Origin of the sequence: Variovorax palleresanus, from assembly GCF_051144945.1 — a bacterium.
Lineage (GTDB): Bacteria > Pseudomonadota > Gammaproteobacteria > Burkholderiales > Burkholderiaceae_C > Variovorax > Variovorax paradoxus_S.
In genome coordinates, this window is record NZ_JBJNVP010000002.1 from 4,946,070 (window position 1) to 4,968,045 (window position 21,976).

The following is a 21,976-nucleotide window of genomic DNA, read 5'->3' on the forward strand; positions in this document are numbered from 1 at the left end:
TCAGTCCGTCCATTTGATGCAGCCGGCGCTCGAGCAGCGGCCAGAGGTCCGGCCATCGACAGCCGAGACCACGAAGGTGAGAAGCCCGCGGCACTTCGTACAGCGGATGGAGCCGCGCTGCGTCTCGGCAGGGCGAAAGTGAGGGGGCTGGCAGTGCTGCTTGCGCACCTCGGCCATTGCGCGCGCCACCGCGCTGGCGAAGGCGCCGAAGCCGGGGGTGGTCATGGCGGATCTCCAGCATCGATGGCGACGCTTGAGCAGTCCGGGCAGCGGTTGCCCTTCGGCAGCGTGCAAGCGAAGCCGTTGGACTTCCGGCCGCAGACAGGCGCGGTCGACAGCGCGTGCGCCAGATGCCGCGCATAGGTGCTGACGGCGCGCCAGTACGCGGCCATCGGACCCTTGCGCTTCAGCCAAGACTTTTCGGCCTCGGTGTTGGCCTGGTCACGCAGTTCCCGTAGCACCGCCTCGAGGGGGGCGCGTTGCTCGGCCGGCAGCTCAAGCAGTTTGCGGCCGGCCGGCAGGCTCAGCAGAGGGTTGATGTAGCCCATCAGCGAGCGTCCTCAGCGGGCTGGGCGCGCAACGGTTGCCATTCGACCGGCCGCACCTCGTAGAAGCCCGAGCCGCCGCCGGAGTACGGTACGAACCAGCCCTTGAAGGGAGGCTGCTCTTCTCCGCCGCCATCGGCGAAGTGCATGGGCTCGAAGACGTTTCCCTTCTCGTCGCGGCCGCGGACGTGCAGGATCTTGGAGCCGCGGCTCGGCGCATTGGCCAACGGGTCCCAACGGCCGGGACGCCACTCGATCCCTTCGGACCAGTGCGGCACGCGTTCCGAGTGATGCGTGTCCGGCACCTGGTGCACAGGGAACGGCGTAGTGCTGACCACTTCAGGCGGCGCCATGGGGCACCTCGTTCCATTCGCGGCCGTCGAGCAGACGGCCGGCGAGCTTCTTGCCGAAGCGTTGAATCGGTTCGTCGAGCGACTTCGGCGACGCAAACACCGCTCCGTCTGCGCGGCTTCGGTCGTACGGTGCCCACTCTCCCCACTGCTTGAACAGAAACGGCACGTGGTGTGCCTCGCACTGGTCGCGCAGATCTCGCGCCCAGTCGGGATGCATCGGCCGCGCGCCGGGGCCACTTTCACCGCCAATGATGACCCAATCGATCCCGGGGCGGATGAGCGCCTTCTCGTCTTTCGACAGAGGTTCACTGATCTCCCAGATGCCGCGCCCCTCGCACACAGGACACTTCCCATCGGCATCCAGTTCGCCCGGATGGCGCTCGCAGTGCGGAGCGATGACGCGCCACAGGTTCACCGGCCCCAGCAGCGGCTCCATGCTGAGAAAGCGCTTCGCAGCGGGAACAGCCAGCAGCCTCGGGATGTCGCGGTCCGCTTCGGGCTGGTCGACCACAGTGGCGCCGACCCAAACGTTGGCGGGTACATCGCCGGCCAGCCAGCGTTCGATCCAGCGCAGCAGCGCGACGGCTGCCTCGGATGCGCGTTCGAGCCGGCCGCGGAGTGTCGCCGCGGCGGCTTCGAGCCGGCTGCGCCAGATGCCGATGCGCTTCGACAGCATGAGCCAGTCGATGTCGGGCGTGAGCCGCACCAGCGCGAGCAGGTCGATCAGCCATTCGATGTCGACGGCGTTGTCGAGCCAGTCAGCGAGGCTCGCGCAGAACACGCGTTGGCGGCGGCCGTGCTGCGCGAAGAATGCCGTAGCCTGAGCATTCCAGCGCTTCGGCAAAGCCCAGTTTGCGGCGCTCGTGCGGTGCCGGGGCTCATGCGCGCCCCAGCCCACCTTCATCGTTCGGGCCGGCGTACTCACCGCGGCGTAGCAGCCATCGCACCCGCGCGAGATCTGCGTGCAGCCGATCCAGGGATTGAAGGTGGAATCGGTCCATTCGATCTTGGTGTCAGCTGCCATGGCGTGCCTCCCTGATGTCGATGACGGGCAGGTAGTTGCCCATGGCCAGCGGAGGCTGGGGCTTGAGGTCGATGGTCACCACCAAGCCGTGCTGGCGCGCGTAGTCGACCAGTTGCTGGGCGTGCATCTGCACCGCCTGGATCTCTTTGGCGCGGATGCGGTCGGGGGAGGTGTCGAGGAGGCTGGCTTCCATCATTCGTCTCCCGAGTGCTGCAGGGCCTTCTGCGCGTCGGCGCAGAGCACCTCGTCTTTCACGCTGGCAAACAGTCGGCCGTAGTTCCAGCTGGTGTCGCGGAAAACGCGGCCGTCCTCGAAGTCTTCGAGGCACGACAGCACGTCGTTCGCGATGTCCTTGTCCTCGGTCGTTTCGATCTGGAAGCGATCGAGGGCATTGCGCACGCGGTACGGGCCTTCGCTCCAGTCGCCGCGCGTGAGCTGCATCGCTATGGCGAGGTCCAGCCGCTGATCCTTGGAGCGCAGCGCTTCGAGCACATCCGACCAGCTGGAGTCGATCGGTAGCTCGTAGCGCAGCAGCACGGCCGCCAGCTCCATGTCGGCCTTGCGCTTTTCGACCAGGGCCGCGGCTTCGCGTTCCTTCTTGGCGTCGGACTGCTTGGCTTCTTCCTCGGCGCGTGCGGCGTAGGCGTCGTAGTCCTTCTTCAGGCGCTCATAGGTGTGGGTGGCGGCCTCGAAACCATCGGTTGTCAGGCAGTGCCGGCGCAGGTCGCCCAGGTAGCCGGCGTCGTGCCGGATGGTCTTCGGGTACCGGGCGCGCGACTTGGTGTCGCGCTCGCTGTACGACTTCGGCATGCCGATCTCGGCCATGAGGGCTTCGATGCGCGCGGCCACGGCCTTGTTCGCCTCGATGGCGGGCAGGTTCTTCTCGTGCGTGGAGATGTCGCGTGCACGGGCCGATTCGAGCTCGCGCAGCGCATGCGCCGCCACCGCGCGCGGATTCTCCTGCTGGTACCGGCCCACGTAACTGGCGTAGCTCGAAGGGCTGGCCATGCACTTCCCGATGGAGGCACACAGCTCGACGGGCTGGATGGTGATTGGGTTCAAAATGCGACTCCTAACAACCGGAGGCAGAGATGGATAAACCCGAACCGAATGAGCTTCGAATCGAGCTGGAGAAGGGGGTGCACCGCGCAGTGGCGGTGCTGTATCAGTACGCCGCGGACGCCATCACCATTCACGCGATCGAGCGACACGGCCTGCCGCCTCTTTCCGACGACGACAACACCTACAACGAGGTTTCGAAGGCCGTGGAGGCGGCAAAGAAGATTTGGTACGGAACGCTCTGAGCGAGGATGTCCAAGCCCACCCGCACCGCCGAGCAGCTGCAGCAACTTCTGCTTGAGCGCATAGAAGCCATCTCGGACCTGCGCGGCCAGGTCACCGACGTGCACCGCGGCGGTGTGGTTGGCATCCCGGCCGAGGAGGGTGGCCCGAACTGGACCGTCCGCGTGGTCAGTGACCGCGGCACGCACCGCGCCGACATCGCGCGGATCATTCGCCAACTGCAGGGGCAGTTCGACCTGGAGGACTGAAGCGCGCGATACTCCGACCCCAAACAATTGGAGGTGGGAATGAGCGGACTGAGGATGCTGAGTCTGTGGACGCTGGCTGGATGCGTCATCGCCGTAATCGCTGGCTGGGCTCCGCTGTCGGACTGGCTTAAAACGCATGCTGAGCTCGCAGCTTGGGTGCAGGCGGTTGGGTCGGTCGCCGCAATCATCGCGACGGGCATCTACGTGCAATGGCAGCACCAGCTCGAAGTCGAGCGAAAAGGGATCGAAGACCTTCAGGCGCGACGAAGAAGGCTCGAAGTCATAGTCGAGCTCTCGCGAGCGACCAAGTCGAGCGTGCGATGGGTCCAACAGCAGCTGATGGATAGGGAAACGGTGCACGACACTGCCGAAGGAAGGCTGTACCTTGATCGTCGGGTCGTCGCAGAACTTGGAACACTGTTGTCTGCGATCCCGTTGCATGAGCTTGAGGATCCGACGGTTGCCAATGAAGTTCTTTCCCTTCTTCATAGCGCGCGAAAGATGAGTGGCTTGGTAGACGACCTCCTCCGGTTGCATCGAGTGTTGGATGCGCAAATGTTTGAGAACGCTTTCATTGCCTTGGCGCAAGCCGCAGACGCATGCGAGGTTCACTACGTGAACTTGCGTCAGCGCGTTGACTTGGTTGCGCCCAAATAGCCCATCTGCTTCGTCGTGCATGGGAAACATCAAGCGACCCTCCCGTAAATCTGCGCTTCGTGCACGAAGTTCGCGCGGGCCAGTGCCTCGGCGAGCGGCGGGCACACGCTGTTCCCGCACATGCGCACCTGGGCCGTGATTGAGAGCGGGATGCGCGGCACTGACAGCGGGTCTTCTGCCTGCACGCCACCCTTGAACAGCAGAGCCGGATCCGGAATCTCGTGGATGATGTAGGTGGCAGGGAAGCCCTGAGCGCGGAACAGTTCCAGCGGCTTGAGCATGCGCAGTGTGATGTCGACCAGGACCCACCACTGCCCGGCTTCCCAGACCAGCACCATGTCGCTTTCCTCGGGGAAGTGCTCGGGCAGGTGCTCGTGCAGTAGCGCGGCGCACAGACGCGCCTTCTCGCGATGTTCCAGCGCCAGGCAGTCAGTGGGAACTTGCATCGTCTCGACCAGCGCGATGCGGTCCTTGCTGGTGACGGTGGATACGGGATCCAGCATGGACCGGCTGTTTTCGCCGACACCGAAGTACTTGACGCAATAGGCCATCACGAGCCGCTGGTTGCTGCCGGCGGCGGTGATGGTGGACACCGGCGCGTCGGCACTGCGGCCCTCGCCGTCGTAGAAACCGCCGTTGGCCTGCTCGAGGCAGGCTGCCACCAGAACCTGCTCGCCGCGATGCGCGCCAGTGATGGCAGGCAGCGGCTCGTCGGGAATCCGACCAGGTCGATCGCCGTGATGCGTGAGGTGCGTCAGGTGGCAGGCGACCACGGCGCTCCCAACGCCGCTCGCTGTGGCCGTGGGCAAGGGCTGCTCCATGCTGCGGTTGCCATGGCTCCAGCGGACCGCGCCGCTGGCACTCGACTCGCCGTGGCCCATGTCGACCAGATGCGCGGCGACCAGCGCCTGCTTAATGCCGCCTGCCACCGCCGTGCCAGCGGGACCTTGGATGTCTTGGGTCCGTGCATCCTGGCCGGGCCGCTCGCCATAACCGATCGTGATGAGGTGAGCCGCCGCGAGCGCGTGATGCGTGCCGCTGGCGGAAATCGTCGAAACAGGTTCGGTGACGGCGTCGCCGTTCAGGTGGGCTTCACTGGTGCCGCGCAACGGAGCGAGCGCGGGCGCGACCAGCGAGAAATGACCACCCTTCACCTGGGCGCATTGGGTGCGCAACGGTTCGTTGGCAGCCATATTGCGTTGGTTGCTGGCGTTGGCGTGCTCGCTGACGAAGGGAGCCAGAACCGGCTGCGCGACGGCTCGGTGGTTTTCGGTCGTGAGGGTTCCCAGGGGCTGCTCGGCGGAAGCCGGTTTGCCGGAGTAGGCAGGACCGCCCGCGCCAACGATGAAGCGCTTGTCGGTGTTCAGGACGTGACGCCACAGGCCCTTCGCCACGCGGCGCTGGGTGTTCTTCGCCAGGTCCTTCTTCCGCCCGAAGATGGAGTTCGCCTTGATCGTGAAGTCGATGACCTCAGCAGCCGTGCGCCATGGCAACACCTGGCCGCCGCTGACAGCCTTGCTGATCGGCGCGCCGTGTGTCGGGTCAGGGCGGGTCACCACGGGCAGGCCATCACGGCGACCCACCATGAAGAAGCGCTTGCGAATGGTGGGCGTGTTGTAGTCGCAGGCCCGCAACTCGTCCCATTCCAGGTCGTACTTCATGCCGTCGAGCAGCTGTGCCACCTCGGCTTCAGTGAGCGCCAGCGGGTCGCCCTCGGCGCACAGAACCGCGCGCATCTCGGCGATGGCTTCGTTGCCTTCGCGCTCTTCCAAGGGGATGCCCTGACGCAGCATCTGCACGAAGGCACGAAAGGTTTCTCCGCGACGCGCAGGATTCGGATACCACTTGCCGTCGGTGCTCAGCATCAGAGGGCCCCAGGTCTGGAATTCCTCGACGTTCTCCAACATCATTGCCCGCGGCTTGCACCGCACGACCCAGCGCAGCGCGACCCAAGCGAGGCCTCGAATGAACTGGCTGACCGGCGTGCCGCCCTTGGCCTTGGAGAAGTGCTTGCAGTCGGGCGACAGCCACACGAGGGCCACCGGCTGATTGCGGGTGACCTTGATCGGGTCCACGTCCCACACGCTCTCGCACAGGTGCAGGGTGCGAGGGTGATTGATGGCGTGCATCGCCAGCGCCACCGGGTCGTGGTTGATCGCAATGTCGACTGGGCGGCCGAATGCCCGCTCGAGGCCTTCACTGGTGCCGCCACCACCGGCGAAGTTGTCGATGATCAGCTCATCGGCGAAGCCAATAGGGATCGTGAAGTCGTCGCGCCTCATGCATCGATCTCCGTGCGTTCCCTGAGGGGGCGCGCGAAGCCGGCGCACGGGGGCGACTCGTACATCATCCGCACCTCGTCGACCTGCCAATCGATGATTGGCTTGAGCGGTTGCGGTGCCACGGCGGCGAGCGCATCGGCAGCAGGCGCGTCGTCGCTGATGACCATGACCTCGCGCACCGCCTCGACGGTGATGCCGAGGGCCTGCGCTGCGGCGCGGGCGGCTGCCTCGCGGTCGGGATTCAGTGCAAGGGCGCGCGCGAACGCGGCCTTCACCTTCTCGATGGGGATGACGGTGAAGTCCATGCGTCAGGCGTCCTTGCCTTCGCCGTCCGCATCTGCGTCGGGCGCGCTGTCCGGATTGGTGTCGCCGTCGGGGCCGCCGTGCTGCGCGGCGAAGATGTTGCCAGCGTCGGGGCCAGGTGCTGCGCTGCCGTCAGCGTCAGGTGCAGTCGGCGTGTCGGGCTTGCCCGCGCGGTAGCCCTTCTTCACCGGGATCAGTTCGGCCGGCGCCAGCAGCGTCACCGAGATCTCGCCTTCGGAAGCCAGGCCGGAGAGCTCGCCGTAGACGTCGTTGTCCTGCAGCTCTTCGCCGTTGTACTGGATGGTCCCCATGATGGTGACGCTGCCGCCTTCGCTGACCTCGTAGTGCAGGTTGGCCAGGACCACGTCGGTGAAGTCGACATGCGCGTCGTCGGTGCCCCAGTCCCAGATGAAGCGGTAGCCGCGCCATTTCTCGCCCTTGGCGTAGTGGTAGCTGGTGGGCAGCTTGGAGTGACGCAGGTTGGGCAGCGGAATCGCAACGCCTGGCAGCAGCTCTTGGCCTGCCTTTAGCGCGTTGTTGCAGTAGTGGTGCTCGCGCAGGCCGGGCTCGATCATGTCGAGCAGGGTGTTTTCGCCGGTGAGCGAGAAGGCAATGTCGATCGCGCGCACCTTCTCCTCGCCGTGCAGCTCGCGGCGCGGGTTGGCATTGGTGATGGCGATCTGCGTGGGCTTTTCGAGCTGGAAAGACATGGGGTCGGTGCTCCGATGAGTGAGGAAAGAAAGAGGGCGGCCGCTCTCACGGCGCTGGCTGGGAATTGAGGGAGGGAGGAGGAGGGTTCAGCCCGGCCAGCAGCGCCCGAAAAATGGTCAGGCCGCAGCCGGAGCGGGAGCGCGGAACTTCTCGAAGGGCAGCTGCTTGATGTGCTGCCCGAAGTACTTGCCGATCGACTCGGCGCCGACGAACTCGGCATGCACCTTCGCGTCGACGTTCGGGTAGTGGTAGATCGAGCCATTGCCGCGGGCGAAGGTGACGGCCAGCGTCTTGCGGGCAGCGTCGTAGCCGACGGCCGCGACCTGGTTGGACTCGACCGGCGTCATGGGAATGGCGACGTACTCGGCTTCGGAGAAGGCTTGGGGTTCGGCAAAGGTCTTGGGCATGGTGGTGGTCCTCTGGTGGTTGATGGATCAGGCGGCCTGCTTGGCCTGGATGGCTTGCACGTGCGCCACGAGAGCGGCGCAGATGTGAGGGAAGTCGGCTTCGTGAAAGAGCACCGAGCCACGCTCCTTGAGGCCGACGAAGCCCAGCGTGGCGAGGCCTTCGGCCGAGATCAGCAGCGGGGCGATCCGCTCCTTGATCTGGCCGAGGCTCAGCGTCGGGTGTGCGCTCGACGCGGCGGCCGCACGCACGGGCATGGGGATTACGGTGGGCGCTGGTGCTGCGGCGGAGGCGCCACTTGGCGTTGCCGCTAGCGCCGCGACAGCGGCAGGCGTCGTAGTTGGGGAAGCCGCGGGCGCCGGCGCGGCGGCGGTACGTATCTCGGCCTTGGTGAGCAGCGCGCGGATCTCGGTGACGGCCGTTTCCTTGGCCTGCTGCGCCATGTCCGCGAGAGAGCCGAAGCGCTCGGCGTCGATAGGCCAGGCCTCGGTTTCAGCCAGCGTTTCGCGGATGCAGTCGATGGTGCCGCCAGTGCGCACGCCGGCGCGGCCGAGCGTGGCGATCATCACCTGCTGCTGGATGCCCCGAATTTCGGATAACGCAAGGTCCTTGCGGATCTTCTCGCGCTGCTCTTCTTCCTTCTTCGCCTCGGCCGCGCGGTGCTCGGCCACGCGGGTCTTCACGAGCGAGGTCAGGTCTTCGGGTGCCTTGAGCACGATCTGCGCGGTGTCGGGGAACAGCTGCTGCAGGCCGGCCGCGAGTTCGCGCAAGGTGCCCAGGTTGATCTGGATGCGGTCGGCCGCCGCGCTGGCCGCGATCTTGGCGTTGGCCAGCGCGGTGTCGACGGCGTTTTGCATGCTGTCGAACGTGCGCAGGCCCTTGATCGCACCGCCGAAGTCCGCGGGAATGGCGGGCATGTAGGGCTTGCCGAAGCGGGCGTTGAGCGCCGCCATGTGATCGGCCAGCGCTTTGACGCCACCGGCGACGATTTCGCCCCGGCGCGCTTCCTTCCGTGCCTTGACCAGCTTGTCCAGTTCGAGCCGCGTGGAGCGTGCCTCGGCCGTGATGTCGTCGATGGTCTTGAACAGCACGTCGATGCTCTCGGTCTGGCTGAGCGCGTGCTGCTTGGCGGCGGCCAGTCGGCTCTCGACCTCGCCGCACCACTTCACCGTCTTGTCGGCATTGGCGAAGTCCTGGTCGGTCTTCAGGTCGCGATTGATGCCGGCGAACACGGCCAGCGCGTGCTCGCGGTACTGCGCGAGGTTGCTGGCCGTCACCATGCCCGTGACCTCGATGCGCAGCGCGGGCAGCGACTCGGGCGTGCGACCCACCGCCTCGACGACCGGATCGGTCGGAACGTAGGTTTCGAGGTCTTGCTCGAACTGCGCCCAGCCTGCGCTGAGGCGCGCGAACCATGCCGGGTCAGGAAACACCCACACGTAGACCATCTTCTCGGGCGTGCCGTCGGACACAACGAAGATCAGCTTCTCGGCGCCCGTCACCTTCAGGACCTGCTGGCACTGCGGCATGTGCTCATCGGGCACCTGGCCGGCGGTCACGATCGCGGCAAGCGCTTCGTTCCACTGCTTGTGCTCCATGGCGATGCGGTCATCCATCGACAGACCGTCGCAAGATGCCGACTCCTTTCCGTCGGAGCAGGTGACTGCGTAGAGCTCCTCGCCGATCAGCTTCTCGATGTGCGGCCGCGCCAGCGCTTCCACTTCGTGGCCGTGGTCCAGCACGTTGACCTGAAGCCATTCGCTGAAGGTCTTCGCGATGCCCGTCTTCTTCATGCGCAGCAGCTCGTTGCGCGTGGTCTTCTTCGACAGGCCCAGCATGGCGGCTGCCTCGCTGGCGCCGAAGTGCTCGAGGCGGAACTGGTCCCAGGCGTCGGTGCCCTGCACCAGGTCGTGTGTTTGCTTCATGGTGGTGGTCCTTCAGGCGTTGAGTTCGGCGCGGCGCTTGTCGAAGAGCGCGTTGAGTTCGGTGCGGTGGGCCGGGTCGGCCACGTCCTTGATGAGGTCGGCGGCAACTGCCAGCGCGTCGTCGTTCGCCGCCTTGTTCAGCTGGTCGGCGACGTGGGCGTAGGTCGGACCCGTGGCCGAAGCCGGAGAGCGGATGGCGGCGATCTGTTCGTCGCTCAGCGGGAACTTGGTGCGCGCTTTGTTGATGACCTGGTCGGCCTTGGCGCGACCCTCCGCGATGGCGGCACGCCACTCGGGGAGACGCTGCGCGAAGAGGTCGGCTGGCCAGCAGGTTGGCGCGGCCGGAGGTGGCGGCGCGCCGGCGCGCTTCTGTTCGTCGGCGCCATCGCTGCCACCACCGCCGCGCCCGTCATCGTCGGCATCGTCCTTGGTGGCCAGCCCAGTCGCGGCCAGCAGCGTGTAGCGCTGCAGGTAGGTGATCGTCGAGGCAACCTGCTGGATGCTGTTCTTCTTGCCGCTTGCGTCGGGTGAGCCGTCCATCGAAACGGATTCGGCGTGCCCGAGGCGGTGCGTGATCGTGCAAATGACCACGATACGGCCGCCCGTCTGCTGCAGGTCCCAACGATGCGACAGGCCGTGGCGCGCCATCGCGGGCACCACGACATCGGCGATGTGGGAGAGCTCGGCGTGCTTGTAGCCGACGAAGTCGCCGTCCTTCGTGGTGTAGCCGACGTGCTTGCGCTTGAAGATTTCCAGCGGTTCGGCCTTGAAGTCGGCCATGGCCTGCACGAAGGCCTTGCGCGCTTCGTTCGCTTCCCAGCGCTGCTGCAGCTCCATCATCTTCTCGAACTGCTCGAGCGTGGCGCCGCTATTGATGGCGGCCATCATGATGCCGACGGGCGACTTGTCCACGAGGCCGCCGCCAGCGCGCGCGGCAGGCGTCGGGTGTTCTACACGTGGGGCGAGTTCGAGCACTTGGCTCTCTTCGACAGTGGTTGCGTTCACGGTTGGTCTTTCAGGGGAAGAAGGTGAGAAGGAAGTCGGGGCGCAGGAAGGCGATCGCAGCGGCCACGACGCAGCACCCGGCCGCGACCTGCAGCCAGACCACGATCAGCTGCAGCAGCTCGTCGATGGCGCCGTAGGGCTCTGCCACGGGCTCCGGCGTGTCGTCGGGAAAGCCATGGGGATGTGCGCGGCTCATGGACTGCCTCACTGGAAGTTGTTGAAGACGAGGGCCGCGGCGATGCCGATCACGGCGACGATGTAAAGGGTGAGATCTGCCGCGCGGTGCGGGTGGGCCGGCTCCGGAAGCGGCACGATCACGCCGCCGACTGCGGCAGGGCCGAAGGCCTGTTCCAGCGTGCGAGGGCAGGGCGTGGTGCGCTCGTGCGTGGCATCGACCTTGCCGACGAACAGGGCGGGCGCAGAGAGCGGGGTGTGGAAGAGCGCGCTCACGAGGCCGACTCCGGATCGCACAGGGCGAAGTGCTGCGCGAGAAGGCGTGCTGCGTGCTCGCCGTCGACGATCTGCACGTCGAGGTCTTGCTTCGGGAATATGGGCAGCACGTGCTCCGCATCGAAGAGGAAGTGCGGGCCGTTCACGAGGCGCTCCCGCGAATCTTGGCGGCGGCATCGGCGATGGCAGCGTTGACCGTCATGCCCTTGCCGAATTGAAAGAGCTGCTTTGCAGCGCGGTCTGCTTCGCTGAGGGCGAGCCAATCCTTCGTGCCGGCCGCATCGCGCATGAGCATCACGGTGCCGAGCTGCGTAGGGTCGGCCGATTGCAGCGCGAAGTCGGCGCTGTAGAACACCCAGCCTGCCGGCACGAGGTCGGCGCAGCGGGTGCGATCCATCGAAGCCAGCTCCTCGCGCGTCACCGGCGGCAGGCGCCGCTCGAACCGGCTGTTGTGGATCGGCACGAGGTCGAGATTCACGTCGTGCCTGCTCACCACGCCCGTCCGTTCTGCTGCTCGAGCGCGAAGTGGTCGGAGAGGGCGAAGTACGCCGGCGTGCCCTTGGCTTCGTTGACAGCCAGATCGGTAGCCAGCGCTTGGTCTTCCGTCGGCACGAACACCGCTTCGGGGTGGTGCTTGGCTTCGACGCGCTCGCGGCGCACGCTGCGTCGGCTGGCGAGGTTGGAGCGGGTGAGGGCGCTCATCACGCGGCCGCCATCAGGTTGGTGACTTCTGCGGCGTGCGCGGCGCTGGCCGAGGCCTTCGTGATCGCGGCGGCGGCCCCCTGCTCAGCAACGCGGCGGCCTTCAGCAACCAGTTTGCGCGCTTCGTGCGCTTCGATCTTGTTCAGGCCGTTGTGCGGCACGAATTCGTAGAAGGTGCCCTTCGTGGCGCTGGCCAGCACGTAGGCGTCCGGCTTGAAGTCGCCGTGCGTCGGGACCTTGGCCACGACCGTCAGCGACAGGAAGCCGACCTTGACGGTGGCGCCGACTGACCAGTCTTGCTTTGCTTTGGTTTGCATGCCCATCTCCTGTGTTGATGGGCTCGATTAAACGTGGTGTTTATCTGATTGTCAACACCATGTTTAATCGTGGTGTGTAAATTTCTCGGAGCGGTTGCCGAAGGGCGCAAAAAAGCCCGCGCGAGGCGGGCTTGGTGGTGGTGCCCCCAGTGGGGATTTTTGTTTGGTGTTTGCGGGCGTAGGCTAGGCAATCATTCAAGCTGAAGGAGAGCGCGATGCTGGAACTTCTACCGCAACGGACCGGGGGGCGGGAGGCAACCATCAATGGCTACGCAGTGCCGCGCATTGAAGTCCTCGAAGACCCGGCAACCGGCCATTGGCGCATCACCTACGACAGGCGATTTGCCATCGTCGCCGAAAGCCTCGAAGAACTGCAACGCTGGCTATGGATCGTCGCCAACGCGCAAGCCGTGGGCGAGGGGTATTCCTGCCATGGGGAGAATTCCGTCTTTAGACCGAACCCTCACCAGAGACGGGTCATGCAGATCGGATCGATAGAAGCTGCCCCTATGGGCACTCTGGAAGACTGAGCAGATTGTTGGGCTGCTCCCCGTCGTTCTCGGTCTTGAGGTACTTGTTGCCTCTGGCGCTGATAGCAATTACGACCCAGACGGATGTCCCGCGGACGCTCACATAAAAATTCCACTTGCCCTGCTCGATACCCGCGATAGCCGCCTCCAGCGGCAGCTTCCATGGGGTCCCATCCGCGTTGACACCTCCAACGAAAGCGATCCTCTCGTGCGCATCTTGGCGCGGTGTCTTGTTGATGCACTGAATTTGCACATTTTGTGCCATGGCTTCTCCTCTGTACAACCCACGAACCGCATGGGCGCGGCCTTCTCATGGTGTTGCTGTAGCTGCCGTCCAATCAGTTGCAGCTGAAGGTATTGCCGTTGGCACGGCAGAACTTGCCGTCCGCCCGCCAGAAGTTTCGCCCGTCGCCCGTCCGGTTGTATCGATTGCCAGCGCTGTCCCAGCACCCACTGGCGTTGCAGTTCGTGATGGTGGTGGGTGCGCCGCTGCCGGCTTGGCGAGCTTCGTCGGCGCGCGCGTCGCGTTCGGCTCGCCTGGCGCGGTCCGCATCCATCGTCGCCATGCGACGCTGCATGTTGCGTTCGTCCTGGGCTCGGATTCGTTCATTGGGATCGCTTTGAATGATCCCGCCACCTGCGTCACCCACGGCATCACTTGTGGGCTCCCTCAGGAGTCGCGCGGCGTTCTCAATGCTCTCCATGTTGCGCTGCCTGCCGTAGACCTCGTTCTCCCAGCGTCTATCGGTCGCATCAGCTCCGAGTACTCGAGCCGCCTGCTTTGCAGTGGTGGGGCATGCGGTGTCGCTGAACGACACCTTGCCTGCAGCATCAGTGCAGCGGTGGACCTGGGCGCAGGCGGCAAAGGACGCTGCGAGCAAAGTTGTGGCAACCAGCGCTTTTGAGCAGCTCATATTGCGGTCCCCTCACAGTTTTTTTCCGTTCCACGCCCAGACCACTCGCCCGCGGACTTCCACCGGACGGGAGCCGTCGAGCACGTCGACTGTTTTCACCGTAGGGTTGTCACTGCTGATCTCGAACGTGCCGTCGATGCGCTGACGCACGCGCTTGATGTAGATCCGGTCGTTGGCTTCCATGACATACACGCCATCGATCTTGGGTGCGGTCACGCCGATGTCGACCAGCAGGACGTCGCCATCGGCAAAGGTGGGGTCCATCGAATCGCCGTAGCCGTGGATGAACCGTAGGTTCTCCATCTTCGTGAGCGGCTTGATGGTTCGGCTCACCCACTGGGGCGACACGGTGAGGCGGCCGACGACCACTTCATCGTGCAACTGATCCTCACCTGGCCCCATCGAAGCAAGCTGCGCCAGCACGGGAATGCTCAGTGCCTCGAAGCCAGGGAGATAGAGCTCGCTAGTTTCTGGGGTGCCGCCCGACTTCGCGGCTGGTGGCCGGTGCTTCGCTGCTGCATCTTCGTCGCCCTCGCCGGTAAGTAGCCAGTTCGCGGAGCAGCCCAGCTCTCTTTCAGCGCGGATCGCACCTTCCTTGGACATGCCGCGGCTTTTCCAGTTCGTCAGCGTGGCCGAACTGACTTGCAGCAATACCTGGAGAGCAGCGAAGTCGCTGACCTGATGCGCTGCACCCTTTGTCTTTTTTCTTGCGTAGTCGAGGAGGCGGCTCACGGAGGGGTGCATCCGGGAATTCTGAGGCACTAAACAGGGCGTTGATAAACGTGGTGTTGACACTTTAATAAACACCATGTTTAATCCCGCCCATGACTGATATCGAACTGATCAAGGCTCTCGGCGGGCCAACCAAGGTAGCCGAGCTGTTGGGTTACGACAAGTCCAACGGTGGGGTGCAACGTGTTCAGAACTGGCTGACCCGCGGCATTCCTGCTCAGGTGAAGCTCGACAACCAGCTGCTCTTTCTCAAGGCGCAGCGAGAAGCGGAGCGCAAGTCGGAGCCGGCCGGGGAGGGCGCCTGATATGCGCAGTACGCCATCGGAATGGCAGCGCATAAGGGCGATCTCTCGAGACAGCTCCAGGAAGCGCGCTTGCGGTGCGCCTCCCGCCGCACTGAGGGCCGAAGCAGTTGCCTCGACCTCACAACCCGTCAGGTCTCCTGCTTCTTCAACTCCTCGACAAGCTGAAGTCGCGCTGCAGCAATGTACTTCGCGATCTCCTGGGATGCTCGCTCCGAGCGCATCGGGTGCGCTCCAAACAGGCCGGGGTGATTCGTGATTAGCAGCGCCAACAAGGTATCGGCCTTCGATGCTGCGATATCTGCGTCCATTTTGTCTGCCCCTCGCGGGGTCCGTGTTGAGGAACTCGGACTCTACCCCGCGGGTGGGCAGACACCCGATGCAATCGAGCCTCTGGCCAACACCCTCGCTCTGGTGCTCGCCTACGCCTTGTTCCTGGTGACCGCTGCGCTCGCCCTGGGCGCTTTCTTCGTCGGCCGCCCGGCCGCCGCACTCATCGCAATCGCCGCCGGCGCGATCGCTCTCTGGCTGGTTCTGGAGGGTGAGCGCGCGCTCGATGCGCAGGCGCTCGACGAGTTCAACGGCTAGTTCGTGAAGGCTTTGAAACATGGGACCGATGGTCTTTTTTATGTGCCCGGAGGGGATAGTCAAGTGAAGTCAAATGAATTGAGCCAGGCTGAAGCACAGCGCGAACTGGACCTTTTCCGGCAGCCGGCGCCGAACGAGGTTCCTCTCGAGCTGGTCCGCAAGCAGGCCAACGCCGGCGCGGCTTTCACCCTGGCGTGCACGTCCTCCGGGTTGCACGACCAGAGCATCTACAGCTTCATCGGCATCGACGCTGGCACCTTCTCCAAGATCAAGAAGGGCATCGCGACGCTGCAGGCCGACCAGCTGGCCAAGTTCTGCTACGCGGTGAACAACCGGATCTATCCCGAGTGGTGCGCTTTTCAGCTCGGCTGCACGCTGGTCGAACTCAAGACTGAGGCCGAGCGCCGGGCCGAGGCCGCCGAGAAGCGAGCGGCCGAAGCAGAGCTCAAGGTCCGCGTGCTGATGGAAACCTTCCACGGGAGGGCGACCGCATGAATGCCGACAGCAAGATGATGCGGACGCTCGGCGCGATCGGTCAGTCCACCACCTACAGCGAGATGGCAGCAGCCACCGGCATCGACGCCAAGCTGCTGATGACCAACGTGGCGCACCTCAAGCGCCGCGGCTACGTCGAGCGCATCAACGAGGGCGCACCGAAGTGCGAGATCGCGTACTTCCGCCGCACTGCGACGGGAGACGGCCTGATGGACGCCGAACCTGAGCCGGAACTCGAACCGTTCCCGGTGGTGGTCATGACGACGGTGCAGCGTGCCATCCAGGCGCGGCCGCCGCTGGCCACCGTGTGGAGTGCCGCGTGATGGAGTACGCCGACTTCCTGCGCGCGAAGATTCGGATGGCTCAGTTCAAGGGCTTCGACGTTCCGCTCGAGCAGATCAACCGCCACCTGAAGCCGCACACCCGCGACATCGTGAAGTGGGCAGTGCAGGGCGGCCAGCGCGCCATCTTCGCGAGCTTCGGCCTGCACAAGACCGCCACTCAGCTGGAAATCTTCCGGCAGATCGGCCGGGCCCGGCCCGAGCTGTACCGCCTGCAGGTTGCGCCGCTCGGCGTGCGGCAGGAGTTCCGCGACGAGATCGAAGCACGCTTTCAAGGCGAGCACGCGATCGACATGCGCTTCGTGCGCCGCGACAGCGAGATCGATGACCCGGCCACGCTGTACCTGACTAACTACGAGGCGGTGCGCGAGGGCAACATCACGGTGCCGCGCTTCGGCGCCACCAGCCTGGATGAAGCCAGCGTGCTGCGCAGCTACGGCAGCAAGACCTATCAGGAGTTCCTGCCGGCCTTTGCACCCGTCGAGTTCAAGTTCGTGGCCACGGCCACGCCGAGCCCGAACCGCTTCAAGGAGCTGATCCACTACGCCGGCTACCTCGGCGTGATGGACACTGGCCAGGCGCTCACACGCTTCTTCCAGCGTGACAGCGAAAAGGCCGGCAACCTGACCCTCTACCCGCACAAGGAAGAGGAGTTCTGGCTCTGGGTGGCCAGCTGGGCGGTGTTCATCCAGCGCCCCAGCGACCTCGGCCATTCCGACGAAGGCTACGTGCTCCCCGAGCTGGACGTGCGGTACCACGAGGTGCCGAGCGACTATGCCGCAGCCGGCACCGAGAAGAACGGCCAGGGCCTGCTGATCCCTGACGTGGCCATGGGCCTCTCGGCGGCGGCCAGCGAGAAGCGCGGCAGCATGGCCGCGCGCGTGGCCAAGGTGCAGGAAATCGTCAGCGCGGATCCTGCTGATCACTTTGTGGTCTGGCACGACCTCGAAGACGAGCGCCACGCCATCCAGCAGGCGATCCCCGCGGCCGTCAGTGTCTGGGGTTCCCTCGACCTCGACGAACGTGAAGACCGCATCGTCGCCTTCGGCAAGGGCAAGTACCGCGTGCTGTCCACCAAGCCGGTGATCGCCGGCAGCGGCTGCAACTTTCAGCGCCACTGCCACCGCGAGGTCTTCGCGGGCATCGGCTTCAAGTTCAACGACTTCATCCAGAGCATCCATCGGGTCCAGCGCTTCGGCCAGGCCCACCGGGTGCGCATCGACATCGTGCACACCGAGGCCGAGCGGGAGGTGCTGCGCACCCTGCTTGCGAAGTGGGCACAACACGAAGAAATGAGTCAGAAGATGACCGACATCATTCGCAAGTACGGACTGAGCCAGCTCGCCATGCAGGACGCGCTCGCGCGCTCCATCGGCGTGAAGCGCATCGAGGTGCGCAGCGACCTGTTCACGGTGGCGCAAAACGATTGCGTCGAAGAGGCGAGGCTGCAGCCGGAGAACTCGGTCGACCAGATCATCACAAGCATCCCGTTCGCGAACCATTACGAATACACACCGAGCTACAACGACTTCGGCCACACCCAGGACAACGAGCATTTCTGGGAGCAGATGGACTTTCTGACGCCCGAGCTGCTGCGGATCCTGCGGCCCGGCCGCATCTACTGCTGCCACGTCAAGGACCGGATCAACTTCGGCAACGTCACCGGCGCCGGCGTGCCCACGGTCAGCCCATTCCATGCCGAAGCGCTGTTCCACGGTCTGAAGCACGGCTTCGACTACCTGGGGATGATCACGGTCGTGACCGACGTGGTGCGGGAGAACAACCAAACCTACCGCCTCGGCTACACGGAAATGTGCAAGGACGGCACGAAGATGGGTGTCGGCTCGCCGGAATACGTCCTGCTGTTCCACAAGCCGCAGTCCGACCGCTCGCGCGGCTACGCCGATGTACCGGTGGTGAAGTCGAAGGCCGAATACAGCCTGGCGCGCTGGCAGGTTGATGCGCACGCCTTCTGGCGCTCCAGCGGCGACCGCCTGCTGACGGCCGAGGAAATGGCCAGCTACGGGCCCGCCAAGCTGGCCAAGCTGTTTACCGAGCACAGCCTGCGCAACGTCTACGACTTCGATTTCCACGTGCGCATCGGCGAGGAACTGCTCGAGCGCCAGGCGCTGCCCAGCACCTTCATGAGCTTGGCTCCGGGCAGCCATCACAGCGAGGTCTGGCACGACGTGGTGCGCATGCTGACGCTGAATGGGGAGCAATCGAGCCGCGCGGTCGAGAAGCACGTCTGCCCGCTGCAGTTCGACATCGTCGACCGCCTGATCGAGCGCTACAGCAACAAGGGCGACCTGATCTATGACCCGTTCTGCGGGCTCGGCACGGTGCCTGTACGCGCGATCAAGGCCGGCCGCCGCGGTGGTGGCTCCGAACTCAACCCAGCCTATTTCCTTGACCAGTTGCACTACCTGCGGGCCGCCGAGCGCGACGCCAGCATGCCGAGCCTGTTCGACTTCGAAGCGCTCCAAACCGAACCGGAGGCTGCATGACGCCTGTCCAGATGCTGGTTCACCGCCAGCGCGCGCATCTGATCCTCGCCGAGGGCTTGGGCATCGAGATCTGCATGGCACTGGGTGACCGCGATGGCGCCCACCGGCACCGCCGTGAGATGGAGGCGCAGATCGCGGCGCGCGATGCCGCAATCCAGCAAGCCGAGGAAGAGGGCGAGAGCTACTTCGCCATCTCCGGCACGGTGGCCAGCATTCAGGCTGAAGCGCGGAGGGCGGTGAGCGCGTGACCGACTCAGCTGAAAAGACAAAGCGGCCGGCGTCCCAGTACTACTGGGGCGACTGGTTCAAGGACGTGGCCCTGCAGACCTGTTCGCTGCCGGCCCGCGGCCTCTGGCACGAGATGAACTGCCTGATGCATCAGGGCGAGCCCTACGGTCATCTGACCATGCCGAACGGCAAGCCGATGGAACCCCTGCAGCTGGGCAACCTCTGCAAGATTGGGCCTTCCCTGTGCCGCAAGCTGATTGCCGAGCTGGAGGAGAACGGCGTGTTGTCACGAGCGGACAACGGCGCCATCTACAGCCGCCGCATGGTCCGCGACGAAGACCTCCGCAACCGCCGGGCAGCGGGCGGAAAAGAGGGTGCCGAGCATGGCATCAAGGGTGCAGAGGCGGGTTCCAAGGGGGGTAGGCCGAAGCATGGCAAGGGGGGTTCTGAAACCCCCCTCCCGGGGTTCGAGAAACCCCCCCCTTCTTCTTCATCTTCATCTTCACCTTCGGGGTTATTTCCGGAAGCTGACGCTTCCTCGTCGACAGCGAGGCTGCCGACCTGCCGGCCCGAGCAGGTCGTGGCGATTTACCACGAGGTATTGCCTGAACTGCCGGGCGTTCGAGTCATGGACAAGGCCCGTGAGAAGGCCATCCGTGACCGCTGGCAATGGGTGCTGACCTCCGAGAAGCCGGATGGCTCGCGTCGCGCGACGACGAGCGACGAAGCGCTGGAGTGGTTCCGCCGCTATTTCGATCTAGCCCGCAGCAACGACTTCCTGATGGGGCGCACGCCCCGCAATGGCGAGCACGCGAACTGGAAACCCGACATCGAGTACCTGATGAAGTCGCAAGGGCTGAAGCAGGTGCTGGAGAAAACCAATCTTGAGGCCACAGCATGAACGACCGTGTCGATGAATCCCTCCTGGCGCCCGTGGTGCTGTGGAGCCCTGAGGCTGAAACCTCGCTGCTCGGCGCGCTGCTGCTGGACAACGGCCTGTGGGACCGGGTGGGCGACATGGTTGCCGAGGCTGATTTCTTCAAGACCGAGCACAAGCTGATCTTCGGTGCCGTCAGCAGCATGGTGAACGCCGGCCAGCCGGTCGACGTGTTCACGGCCTTCGACCAGTTGCAGCGCGACCGCAAGGCCGACCTGGTGGGGCTGACCTACCTGAACAGCCTCACGCAGTACGTGCCCAGCGCAGCCAGCGTGCGGCAGTACGCGGTCATCGTGCGCGACTTCGCGCTGCGCCGGAAGCTGATGACGGCCAGCAGCGACATTCACGAGCTGGCCTGTCAGCGCGGCATCGGCTTCGAAGAGACGCTCGAGCAGGCCACGTCGCTGCTGACAGGCCTGTTCGATGGCGGCAAGGGCGGCGAGTGGCAGGGCATGGACGATGGCGTCGTGCTGCTGCTGGACCGCATCAACGCCCAGGCCGAGGGCACCGCGGTCGACGACTTTACCGCCACGGGCCTGTACGACCTGGACGCTCGGCTCGACGGCGGCCCCCGCGATGGCGAGCTGATCGTGATCGGCGCGCGCCCCGGCATGGGCAAGAGCGCGCTGGCCCTGTCGGCCGGCATGCACATGGCGATGGAGAGCGGGAAGACGGTCGGCATGTTCTCGATGGAGATGCCGAAGGCGCAGGTCGTGAGCCGTGCCATGTCGCTGCTGTCGCGCATCCATCTGAGCCGCATCAAGCGCGGCGAACGGCTCAAAGACTACGACTGGCCGGCCATCACCGCGGCCGTGGACCGGCTGCGCAAGGTCAACTTCCAGGTGAACGACCGCAGCGGCCTGAACATCAACCAGCTGCGCGCCGCCGCGCGTGGCCTGCGCCGGCGCCACGGCAAGCTGGCATGCCTCATCGTCGACTACCTCGGTCTGATGGCTGGCACCGATCCGAAGATGCCGCGGGTCTACCAGATCGAGGAGATCACCAAGGGCCTGAAGAGCCTGGCCAAGGAGCTCGGCTGCCCGATCTTCCTGCTGTGCCAGCTGAACCGGAAGGTCGAGGAGCGAATCGACCAGATGCCCGTGCTTTCCGACCTGCGCGACTCGGGCTCCGTTGAGCAGGACGCCGACATCGTGATCTTCGTGCACCGGCCGCACAAGGCCAAGCCGGATCTGTCCGACGAGTGGAAGTACTACGCCAAGCTGTCGGTGGCCAAGCTGCGCGACGGCGAGCCGGGCTTCGTCGACCTGATGTACGTCGGGGAGAACACCCGGTTTCAGAACTGGCCAGCCGAGACGCCGATCCCGACCAGCCAGGTGCGCACCGCGCGCGCGGCGAAAGGCGGTGACCTGTGATCTACATCGGCATCGACCCGGGCCTCAGCGGCGCAATCTCGTTCGTGACCGAACGCTCGTGCGTCGTCGAAGACCTTCCCACCATGCCGCTGCCCGGCAATGGCCTCATCACGCGGAAGATCGACGGCCGCACGCTGGTCAAGGTGATCCGCGCCAACGTGCCCATCGGCGAGACCGCCGAGGCCTACCTCGAGCAGGTCAGCACCATGGGCGGCAAGAACAACGCCGTCCAGACGCAGGGCTCGCTGATGCGCTCTCTCGGTGCCATCGAAACGGTGCTGGAGTGCCTGGGCTACAAGCCCACGATGCTGGGCCCGCAGAAGTGGAAGCGGTTCTACGGGCTCGACGCGGACAAGAAAAAGGCGCTGGCCACCGCGCGCGGCCTGTACCCCGCGGCACCGCTAAGCCTGGTGAAGCATCACAACCGCGCCGAAGCGGTCCTTATCGCCCACTGGGGCCTGAGGAACAAAGCATGAGGGCGAACACCTGTCATCTACGCCAGCACTCGCCGGAAAGTTCGCTCGCCGGCACGGAAACGGTTGTCATCAATGCGGGCGGCGATTTCACCGTCGGCCAGTTCAAGTCGACCACCAATTTCGCCGGCAGTCTCCATGCCGGGATGCGGATGACGGACTTCGAACTTCTTCAGGTGGGTCAGGGTTTGGCGGTTGCCTGTTGCCTCGTCTTCCACTTGAAAACTGGCGACTGCGCGGTACTCGGTCTGCATGATGGCATCTCGTTTGTTGAAAAGCTCCGATTGTTCTGCAGGTCGATCAACGGACTGAGGGCAGCTTTCCCGA

At 65.0% G+C, this 21,976-nt stretch carries 36 protein-coding genes; 13 read left to right on the top strand and 23 right to left on the bottom strand.

The window, feature by feature from the left end:
• The 6 genes from ACJ7Z0_RS27040 to ACJ7Z0_RS27065 are packed head-to-tail and all read right to left on the bottom strand — an operon-like array spanning window position 1 to window position 2,984.
• Complete coding sequence (locus ACJ7Z0_RS27040; protein WP_434792301.1) at window positions 1-225, bottom strand: hypothetical protein; 225 nt, start codon at window positions 223-225, stop codon at window positions 1-3.
• Complete coding sequence (locus ACJ7Z0_RS27045) at window positions 222-548, bottom strand: NUDIX hydrolase (protein WP_434792302.1); 327 nt, start codon at window positions 546-548, stop codon at window positions 222-224. The genes ACJ7Z0_RS27040 and ACJ7Z0_RS27045 overlap by 4 nt, the downstream gene beginning before the upstream one ends.
• The gene (locus ACJ7Z0_RS27050; RefSeq protein WP_434792303.1) at window positions 548-898 is read right to left on the bottom strand and encodes a hypothetical protein; all 351 of its coding nucleotides are present in this window, start codon (window positions 896-898) and stop codon (window positions 548-550) included. The genes ACJ7Z0_RS27045 and ACJ7Z0_RS27050 overlap by 1 nt, the downstream gene beginning before the upstream one ends.
• Complete coding sequence (locus tag ACJ7Z0_RS27055) at window positions 885-1,922, bottom strand: phage Gp37/Gp68 family protein (RefSeq protein ID WP_434792304.1); 1,038 nt, start codon at window positions 1,920-1,922, stop codon at window positions 885-887. The genes ACJ7Z0_RS27050 and ACJ7Z0_RS27055 overlap by 14 nt, the downstream gene beginning before the upstream one ends.
• The gene (locus tag ACJ7Z0_RS27060) at window positions 1,912-2,115 is read right to left on the bottom strand and encodes a hypothetical protein (protein WP_434792305.1); all 204 of its coding nucleotides are present in this window, start codon (window positions 2,113-2,115) and stop codon (window positions 1,912-1,914) included. The genes ACJ7Z0_RS27055 and ACJ7Z0_RS27060 overlap by 11 nt, the downstream gene beginning before the upstream one ends.
• Window positions 2,115-2,984: a hypothetical protein gene (locus ACJ7Z0_RS27065; protein ID WP_434792306.1), complete on the bottom strand. Its 870-nt coding sequence runs from the start codon at window positions 2,982-2,984 to the stop codon at window positions 2,115-2,117. Before ACJ7Z0_RS27065 ends, ACJ7Z0_RS27060 begins: the two co-directional genes overlap by 1 nt.
• A 29-nt stretch (window positions 2,985-3,013) precedes the next feature.
• Between ACJ7Z0_RS27065 and ACJ7Z0_RS27070 the strand changes: the two genes are divergently transcribed.
• Genes ACJ7Z0_RS27070 through ACJ7Z0_RS27080 form a run of 3 tightly spaced genes read left to right on the top strand, consistent with a single transcriptional unit; the run spans window position 3,014 to window position 4,129 of the window.
• Window positions 3,014-3,226 (top strand): hypothetical protein, encoded by a 213-nt coding sequence (locus ACJ7Z0_RS27070; RefSeq protein ID WP_434792307.1) that lies wholly within the window; start codon window positions 3,014-3,016, stop codon window positions 3,224-3,226.
• Between the two features lie 6 nt (window positions 3,227-3,232).
• Complete coding sequence (locus ACJ7Z0_RS27075) at window positions 3,233-3,472, top strand: hypothetical protein (RefSeq protein WP_434792308.1); 240 nt, start codon at window positions 3,233-3,235, stop codon at window positions 3,470-3,472.
• 39 nt (window positions 3,473-3,511) lie between these two features.
• On the top strand, window positions 3,512-4,129 hold the full coding sequence (locus ACJ7Z0_RS27080; protein WP_434792309.1) for a hypothetical protein: 618 nt from the start codon (window positions 3,512-3,514) through the stop codon (window positions 4,127-4,129).
• Window positions 4,130-4,158: 29 nt separating this feature from the next.
• Here the strand turns inward: ACJ7Z0_RS27080 and ACJ7Z0_RS27085 are convergent, their stop codons facing one another.
• The 12 genes from ACJ7Z0_RS27085 to ACJ7Z0_RS27140 form a co-directional block, all read right to left on the bottom strand.
• The gene (locus ACJ7Z0_RS27085) at window positions 4,159-6,411 is read right to left on the bottom strand and encodes a DNA cytosine methyltransferase (RefSeq protein ID WP_434792310.1); all 2,253 of its coding nucleotides are present in this window, start codon (window positions 6,409-6,411) and stop codon (window positions 4,159-4,161) included.
• Window positions 6,408-6,716 carry a hypothetical protein gene (locus ACJ7Z0_RS27090; protein WP_434792311.1) on the bottom strand — a complete coding sequence of 103 codons (309 nt, stop codon included), beginning with the start codon at window positions 6,714-6,716 and terminating at the stop codon, window positions 6,408-6,410. Before ACJ7Z0_RS27090 ends, ACJ7Z0_RS27085 begins: the two co-directional genes overlap by 4 nt.
• Window positions 6,717-6,719: 3 nt before the next feature.
• Window positions 6,720-7,424, bottom strand: a complete 705-nt coding sequence (locus ACJ7Z0_RS27095) for a hypothetical protein (RefSeq protein ID WP_434792312.1) — start codon at window positions 7,422-7,424, stop codon at window positions 6,720-6,722.
• Window positions 7,425-7,541: 117 nt separating this feature from the next.
• Window positions 7,542-7,832 carry a KTSC domain-containing protein gene (locus ACJ7Z0_RS27100; RefSeq protein WP_434792313.1) on the bottom strand — a complete coding sequence of 97 codons (291 nt, stop codon included), beginning with the start codon at window positions 7,830-7,832 and terminating at the stop codon, window positions 7,542-7,544.
• 27 nt (window positions 7,833-7,859) lie between these two features.
• The gene (locus ACJ7Z0_RS27105) at window positions 7,860-9,755 is read right to left on the bottom strand and encodes a YqaJ viral recombinase family protein (RefSeq protein WP_434792314.1); all 1,896 of its coding nucleotides are present in this window, start codon (window positions 9,753-9,755) and stop codon (window positions 7,860-7,862) included.
• A gap of 12 nt (window positions 9,756-9,767) precedes the next feature.
• The gene (locus tag ACJ7Z0_RS27110; protein WP_434792315.1) at window positions 9,768-10,760 is read right to left on the bottom strand and encodes an ERF family protein; all 993 of its coding nucleotides are present in this window, start codon (window positions 10,758-10,760) and stop codon (window positions 9,768-9,770) included.
• 10 nt (window positions 10,761-10,770) lie between these two features.
• Window positions 10,771-10,956, bottom strand: coding sequence for a hypothetical protein (locus tag ACJ7Z0_RS27115; protein ID WP_434792316.1), 186 nt, complete (start codon window positions 10,954-10,956; stop codon window positions 10,771-10,773).
• 8 nt (window positions 10,957-10,964) lie between these two features.
• Window positions 10,965-11,210, bottom strand: a complete 246-nt coding sequence (locus ACJ7Z0_RS27120; RefSeq protein WP_434792317.1) for a hypothetical protein — start codon at window positions 11,208-11,210, stop codon at window positions 10,965-10,967.
• Window positions 11,207-11,356, bottom strand: coding sequence for a hypothetical protein (locus ACJ7Z0_RS27125; RefSeq protein WP_434792318.1), 150 nt, complete (start codon window positions 11,354-11,356; stop codon window positions 11,207-11,209). The genes ACJ7Z0_RS27120 and ACJ7Z0_RS27125 overlap by 4 nt, the downstream gene beginning before the upstream one ends.
• Window positions 11,353-11,703: a hypothetical protein gene (locus tag ACJ7Z0_RS27130; RefSeq protein ID WP_434792319.1), complete on the bottom strand. Its 351-nt coding sequence runs from the start codon at window positions 11,701-11,703 to the stop codon at window positions 11,353-11,355. The genes ACJ7Z0_RS27125 and ACJ7Z0_RS27130 overlap by 4 nt, the downstream gene beginning before the upstream one ends.
• A complete protein-coding gene (locus tag ACJ7Z0_RS27135; protein WP_434792320.1) occupies window positions 11,700-11,912 on the bottom strand; it encodes a hypothetical protein in 213 nt (70 codons plus the stop codon). Before ACJ7Z0_RS27135 ends, ACJ7Z0_RS27130 begins: the two co-directional genes overlap by 4 nt.
• Entirely contained in the window at window positions 11,912-12,229 is a 318-nt protein-coding gene (locus tag ACJ7Z0_RS27140; protein ID WP_434792321.1) for a hypothetical protein, read from the bottom strand. Before ACJ7Z0_RS27140 ends, ACJ7Z0_RS27135 begins: the two co-directional genes overlap by 1 nt.
• A gap of 215 nt (window positions 12,230-12,444) precedes the next feature.
• Between ACJ7Z0_RS27140 and ACJ7Z0_RS27145 the strand changes: the two genes are divergently transcribed.
• Complete coding sequence (locus tag ACJ7Z0_RS27145; protein WP_434792322.1) at window positions 12,445-12,759, top strand: hypothetical protein; 315 nt, start codon at window positions 12,445-12,447, stop codon at window positions 12,757-12,759.
• Here the strand turns inward: ACJ7Z0_RS27145 and ACJ7Z0_RS27150 are convergent.
• From ACJ7Z0_RS27150 to ACJ7Z0_RS27160, 3 genes are all read right to left on the bottom strand, one after another.
• Window positions 12,737-13,024: a DUF3892 domain-containing protein gene (locus tag ACJ7Z0_RS27150; RefSeq protein ID WP_434792323.1), complete on the bottom strand. Its 288-nt coding sequence runs from the start codon at window positions 13,022-13,024 to the stop codon at window positions 12,737-12,739. The two genes, ACJ7Z0_RS27145 and ACJ7Z0_RS27150, sit on opposite strands and share 23 nt — an antisense overlap.
• Before the next feature lie 73 nt (window positions 13,025-13,097).
• Window positions 13,098-13,673, bottom strand: a complete 576-nt coding sequence (locus ACJ7Z0_RS27155) for a DUF4124 domain-containing protein (protein WP_434792324.1) — start codon at window positions 13,671-13,673, stop codon at window positions 13,098-13,100.
• A gap of 12 nt (window positions 13,674-13,685) precedes the next feature.
• Entirely contained in the window at window positions 13,686-14,405 is a 720-nt protein-coding gene (locus ACJ7Z0_RS27160; RefSeq protein WP_434792325.1) for a LexA family transcriptional regulator, read from the bottom strand.
• Window positions 14,406-14,497: 92 nt separating this feature from the next.
• Here ACJ7Z0_RS27160 and ACJ7Z0_RS27165 point away from each other — a divergent pair, with 92 nt between their 5' ends.
• Window positions 14,498-14,710: a hypothetical protein gene (locus tag ACJ7Z0_RS27165; protein WP_434792326.1), complete on the top strand. Its 213-nt coding sequence runs from the start codon at window positions 14,498-14,500 to the stop codon at window positions 14,708-14,710.
• 128 nt (window positions 14,711-14,838) lie between these two features.
• Here the strand turns inward: ACJ7Z0_RS27165 and ACJ7Z0_RS27170 are convergent, their stop codons facing one another.
• Window positions 14,839-15,018, bottom strand: coding sequence for a hypothetical protein (locus ACJ7Z0_RS27170; protein WP_434792327.1), 180 nt, complete (start codon window positions 15,016-15,018; stop codon window positions 14,839-14,841).
• Between the two features lie 103 nt (window positions 15,019-15,121).
• Here ACJ7Z0_RS27170 and ACJ7Z0_RS27175 point away from each other — a divergent pair, with 103 nt between their 5' ends.
• From ACJ7Z0_RS27175 to ACJ7Z0_RS27210, 8 genes are all read left to right on the top strand, one after another.
• Window positions 15,122-15,295: a hypothetical protein gene (locus ACJ7Z0_RS27175; protein WP_434792328.1), complete on the top strand. Its 174-nt coding sequence runs from the start codon at window positions 15,122-15,124 to the stop codon at window positions 15,293-15,295.
• Between the two features lie 78 nt (window positions 15,296-15,373).
• Window positions 15,374-15,790, top strand: a complete 417-nt coding sequence (locus tag ACJ7Z0_RS27180; protein WP_434792329.1) for a transcriptional regulator — start codon at window positions 15,374-15,376, stop codon at window positions 15,788-15,790.
• Entirely contained in the window at window positions 15,787-16,113 is a 327-nt protein-coding gene (locus tag ACJ7Z0_RS27185) for a hypothetical protein (protein WP_434792330.1), read from the top strand. Before ACJ7Z0_RS27180 ends, ACJ7Z0_RS27185 begins: the two co-directional genes overlap by 4 nt.
• A complete protein-coding gene (locus tag ACJ7Z0_RS27190; protein ID WP_434792331.1) occupies window positions 16,113-18,638 on the top strand; it encodes a DNA methyltransferase in 2,526 nt (841 codons plus the stop codon). Before ACJ7Z0_RS27185 ends, ACJ7Z0_RS27190 begins: the two co-directional genes overlap by 1 nt.
• Window positions 18,635-18,886: a hypothetical protein gene (locus ACJ7Z0_RS27195; protein WP_434792332.1), complete on the top strand. Its 252-nt coding sequence runs from the start codon at window positions 18,635-18,637 to the stop codon at window positions 18,884-18,886. The genes ACJ7Z0_RS27190 and ACJ7Z0_RS27195 overlap by 4 nt, the downstream gene beginning before the upstream one ends.
• On the top strand, window positions 18,883-19,767 hold the full coding sequence (locus ACJ7Z0_RS27200; protein ID WP_434792333.1) for a hypothetical protein: 885 nt from the start codon (window positions 18,883-18,885) through the stop codon (window positions 19,765-19,767). Before ACJ7Z0_RS27195 ends, ACJ7Z0_RS27200 begins: the two co-directional genes overlap by 4 nt.
• The gene (locus ACJ7Z0_RS27205; RefSeq protein WP_434792334.1) at window positions 19,764-21,176 is read left to right on the top strand and encodes a replicative DNA helicase; all 1,413 of its coding nucleotides are present in this window, start codon (window positions 19,764-19,766) and stop codon (window positions 21,174-21,176) included. The genes ACJ7Z0_RS27200 and ACJ7Z0_RS27205 overlap by 4 nt, the downstream gene beginning before the upstream one ends.
• Entirely contained in the window at window positions 21,173-21,652 is a 480-nt protein-coding gene (locus ACJ7Z0_RS27210; RefSeq protein ID WP_434792335.1) for a RuvC family protein, read from the top strand. The genes ACJ7Z0_RS27205 and ACJ7Z0_RS27210 overlap by 4 nt, the downstream gene beginning before the upstream one ends.
• Before the next feature lie 17 nt (window positions 21,653-21,669).
• Here ACJ7Z0_RS27210 and ACJ7Z0_RS27215 read toward each other — a convergent pair whose 3' ends face one another.
• On the bottom strand, window positions 21,670-21,903 hold the full coding sequence (locus tag ACJ7Z0_RS27215; RefSeq protein WP_434792336.1) for a hypothetical protein: 234 nt from the start codon (window positions 21,901-21,903) through the stop codon (window positions 21,670-21,672).
• Window positions 21,904-21,976 lie beyond the last annotated feature (73 nt).

Coding starts and splice junctions, on each gene's coding strand:
- ACJ7Z0_RS27095 (WP_434792312.1), bottom strand. CDS start 7,424: ATGTCTTTCCAGCTCGAAAAGCCCACGCAGATCGCCATCACCAATGCC.
- ACJ7Z0_RS27100 (WP_434792313.1), bottom strand. CDS start 7,832: ATGCCCAAGACCTTTGCCGAACCCCAAGCCTTCTCCGAAGCCGAGTAC.
- ACJ7Z0_RS27190 (WP_434792331.1), top strand. CDS start 16,113: ATGGAGTACGCCGACTTCCTGCGCGCGAAGATTCGGATGGCTCAGTTC.
- ACJ7Z0_RS27145 (WP_434792322.1), top strand. CDS start 12,445: ATGCTGGAACTTCTACCGCAACGGACCGGGGGGCGGGAGGCAACCATC.
- ACJ7Z0_RS27215 (WP_434792336.1), bottom strand. CDS start 21,903: ATGCAGACCGAGTACCGCGCAGTCGCCAGTTTTCAAGTGGAAGACGAG.
- ACJ7Z0_RS27045 (WP_434792302.1), bottom strand. CDS start 548: ATGGGCTACATCAACCCTCTGCTGAGCCTGCCGGCCGGCCGCAAACTG.
- ACJ7Z0_RS27115 (WP_434792316.1), bottom strand. CDS start 10,956: ATGAGCCGCGCACATCCCCATGGCTTTCCCGACGACACGCCGGAGCCC.
- ACJ7Z0_RS27140 (WP_434792321.1), bottom strand. CDS start 12,229: ATGCAAACCAAAGCAAAGCAAGACTGGTCAGTCGGCGCCACCGTCAAG.
- ACJ7Z0_RS27075 (WP_434792308.1), top strand. CDS start 3,233: ATGTCCAAGCCCACCCGCACCGCCGAGCAGCTGCAGCAACTTCTGCTT.
- ACJ7Z0_RS27070 (WP_434792307.1), top strand. CDS start 3,014: ATGGATAAACCCGAACCGAATGAGCTTCGAATCGAGCTGGAGAAGGGG.
- ACJ7Z0_RS27080 (WP_434792309.1), top strand. CDS start 3,512: ATGAGCGGACTGAGGATGCTGAGTCTGTGGACGCTGGCTGGATGCGTC.
- ACJ7Z0_RS27195 (WP_434792332.1), top strand. CDS start 18,635: ATGACGCCTGTCCAGATGCTGGTTCACCGCCAGCGCGCGCATCTGATC.
- ACJ7Z0_RS27135 (WP_434792320.1), bottom strand. CDS start 11,912: ATGAGCGCCCTCACCCGCTCCAACCTCGCCAGCCGACGCAGCGTGCGC.
- ACJ7Z0_RS27050 (WP_434792303.1), bottom strand. CDS start 898: ATGGCGCCGCCTGAAGTGGTCAGCACTACGCCGTTCCCTGTGCACCAG.
- ACJ7Z0_RS27165 (WP_434792326.1), top strand. CDS start 14,498: ATGACTGATATCGAACTGATCAAGGCTCTCGGCGGGCCAACCAAGGTA.
- ACJ7Z0_RS27040 (WP_434792301.1), bottom strand. CDS start 225: ATGACCACCCCCGGCTTCGGCGCCTTCGCCAGCGCGGTGGCGCGCGCA.
- ACJ7Z0_RS27060 (WP_434792305.1), bottom strand. CDS start 2,115: ATGGAAGCCAGCCTCCTCGACACCTCCCCCGACCGCATCCGCGCCAAA.
- ACJ7Z0_RS27055 (WP_434792304.1), bottom strand. CDS start 1,922: ATGGCAGCTGACACCAAGATCGAATGGACCGATTCCACCTTCAATCCC.
- ACJ7Z0_RS27150 (WP_434792323.1), bottom strand. CDS start 13,024: ATGGCACAAAATGTGCAAATTCAGTGCATCAACAAGACACCGCGCCAA.
- ACJ7Z0_RS27105 (WP_434792314.1), bottom strand. CDS start 9,755: ATGAAGCAAACACACGACCTGGTGCAGGGCACCGACGCCTGGGACCAG.
- ACJ7Z0_RS27085 (WP_434792310.1), bottom strand. CDS start 6,411: ATGAGGCGCGACGACTTCACGATCCCTATTGGCTTCGCCGATGAGCTG.
- ACJ7Z0_RS27155 (WP_434792324.1), bottom strand. CDS start 13,673: ATGAGCTGCTCAAAAGCGCTGGTTGCCACAACTTTGCTCGCAGCGTCC.
- ACJ7Z0_RS27185 (WP_434792330.1), top strand. CDS start 15,787: ATGAATGCCGACAGCAAGATGATGCGGACGCTCGGCGCGATCGGTCAG.
- ACJ7Z0_RS27205 (WP_434792334.1), top strand. CDS start 19,764: ATGAACGACCGTGTCGATGAATCCCTCCTGGCGCCCGTGGTGCTGTGG.
- ACJ7Z0_RS27090 (WP_434792311.1), bottom strand. CDS start 6,716: ATGGACTTCACCGTCATCCCCATCGAGAAGGTGAAGGCCGCGTTCGCG.
- ACJ7Z0_RS27170 (WP_434792327.1), bottom strand. CDS start 15,018: ATGGACGCAGATATCGCAGCATCGAAGGCCGATACCTTGTTGGCGCTG.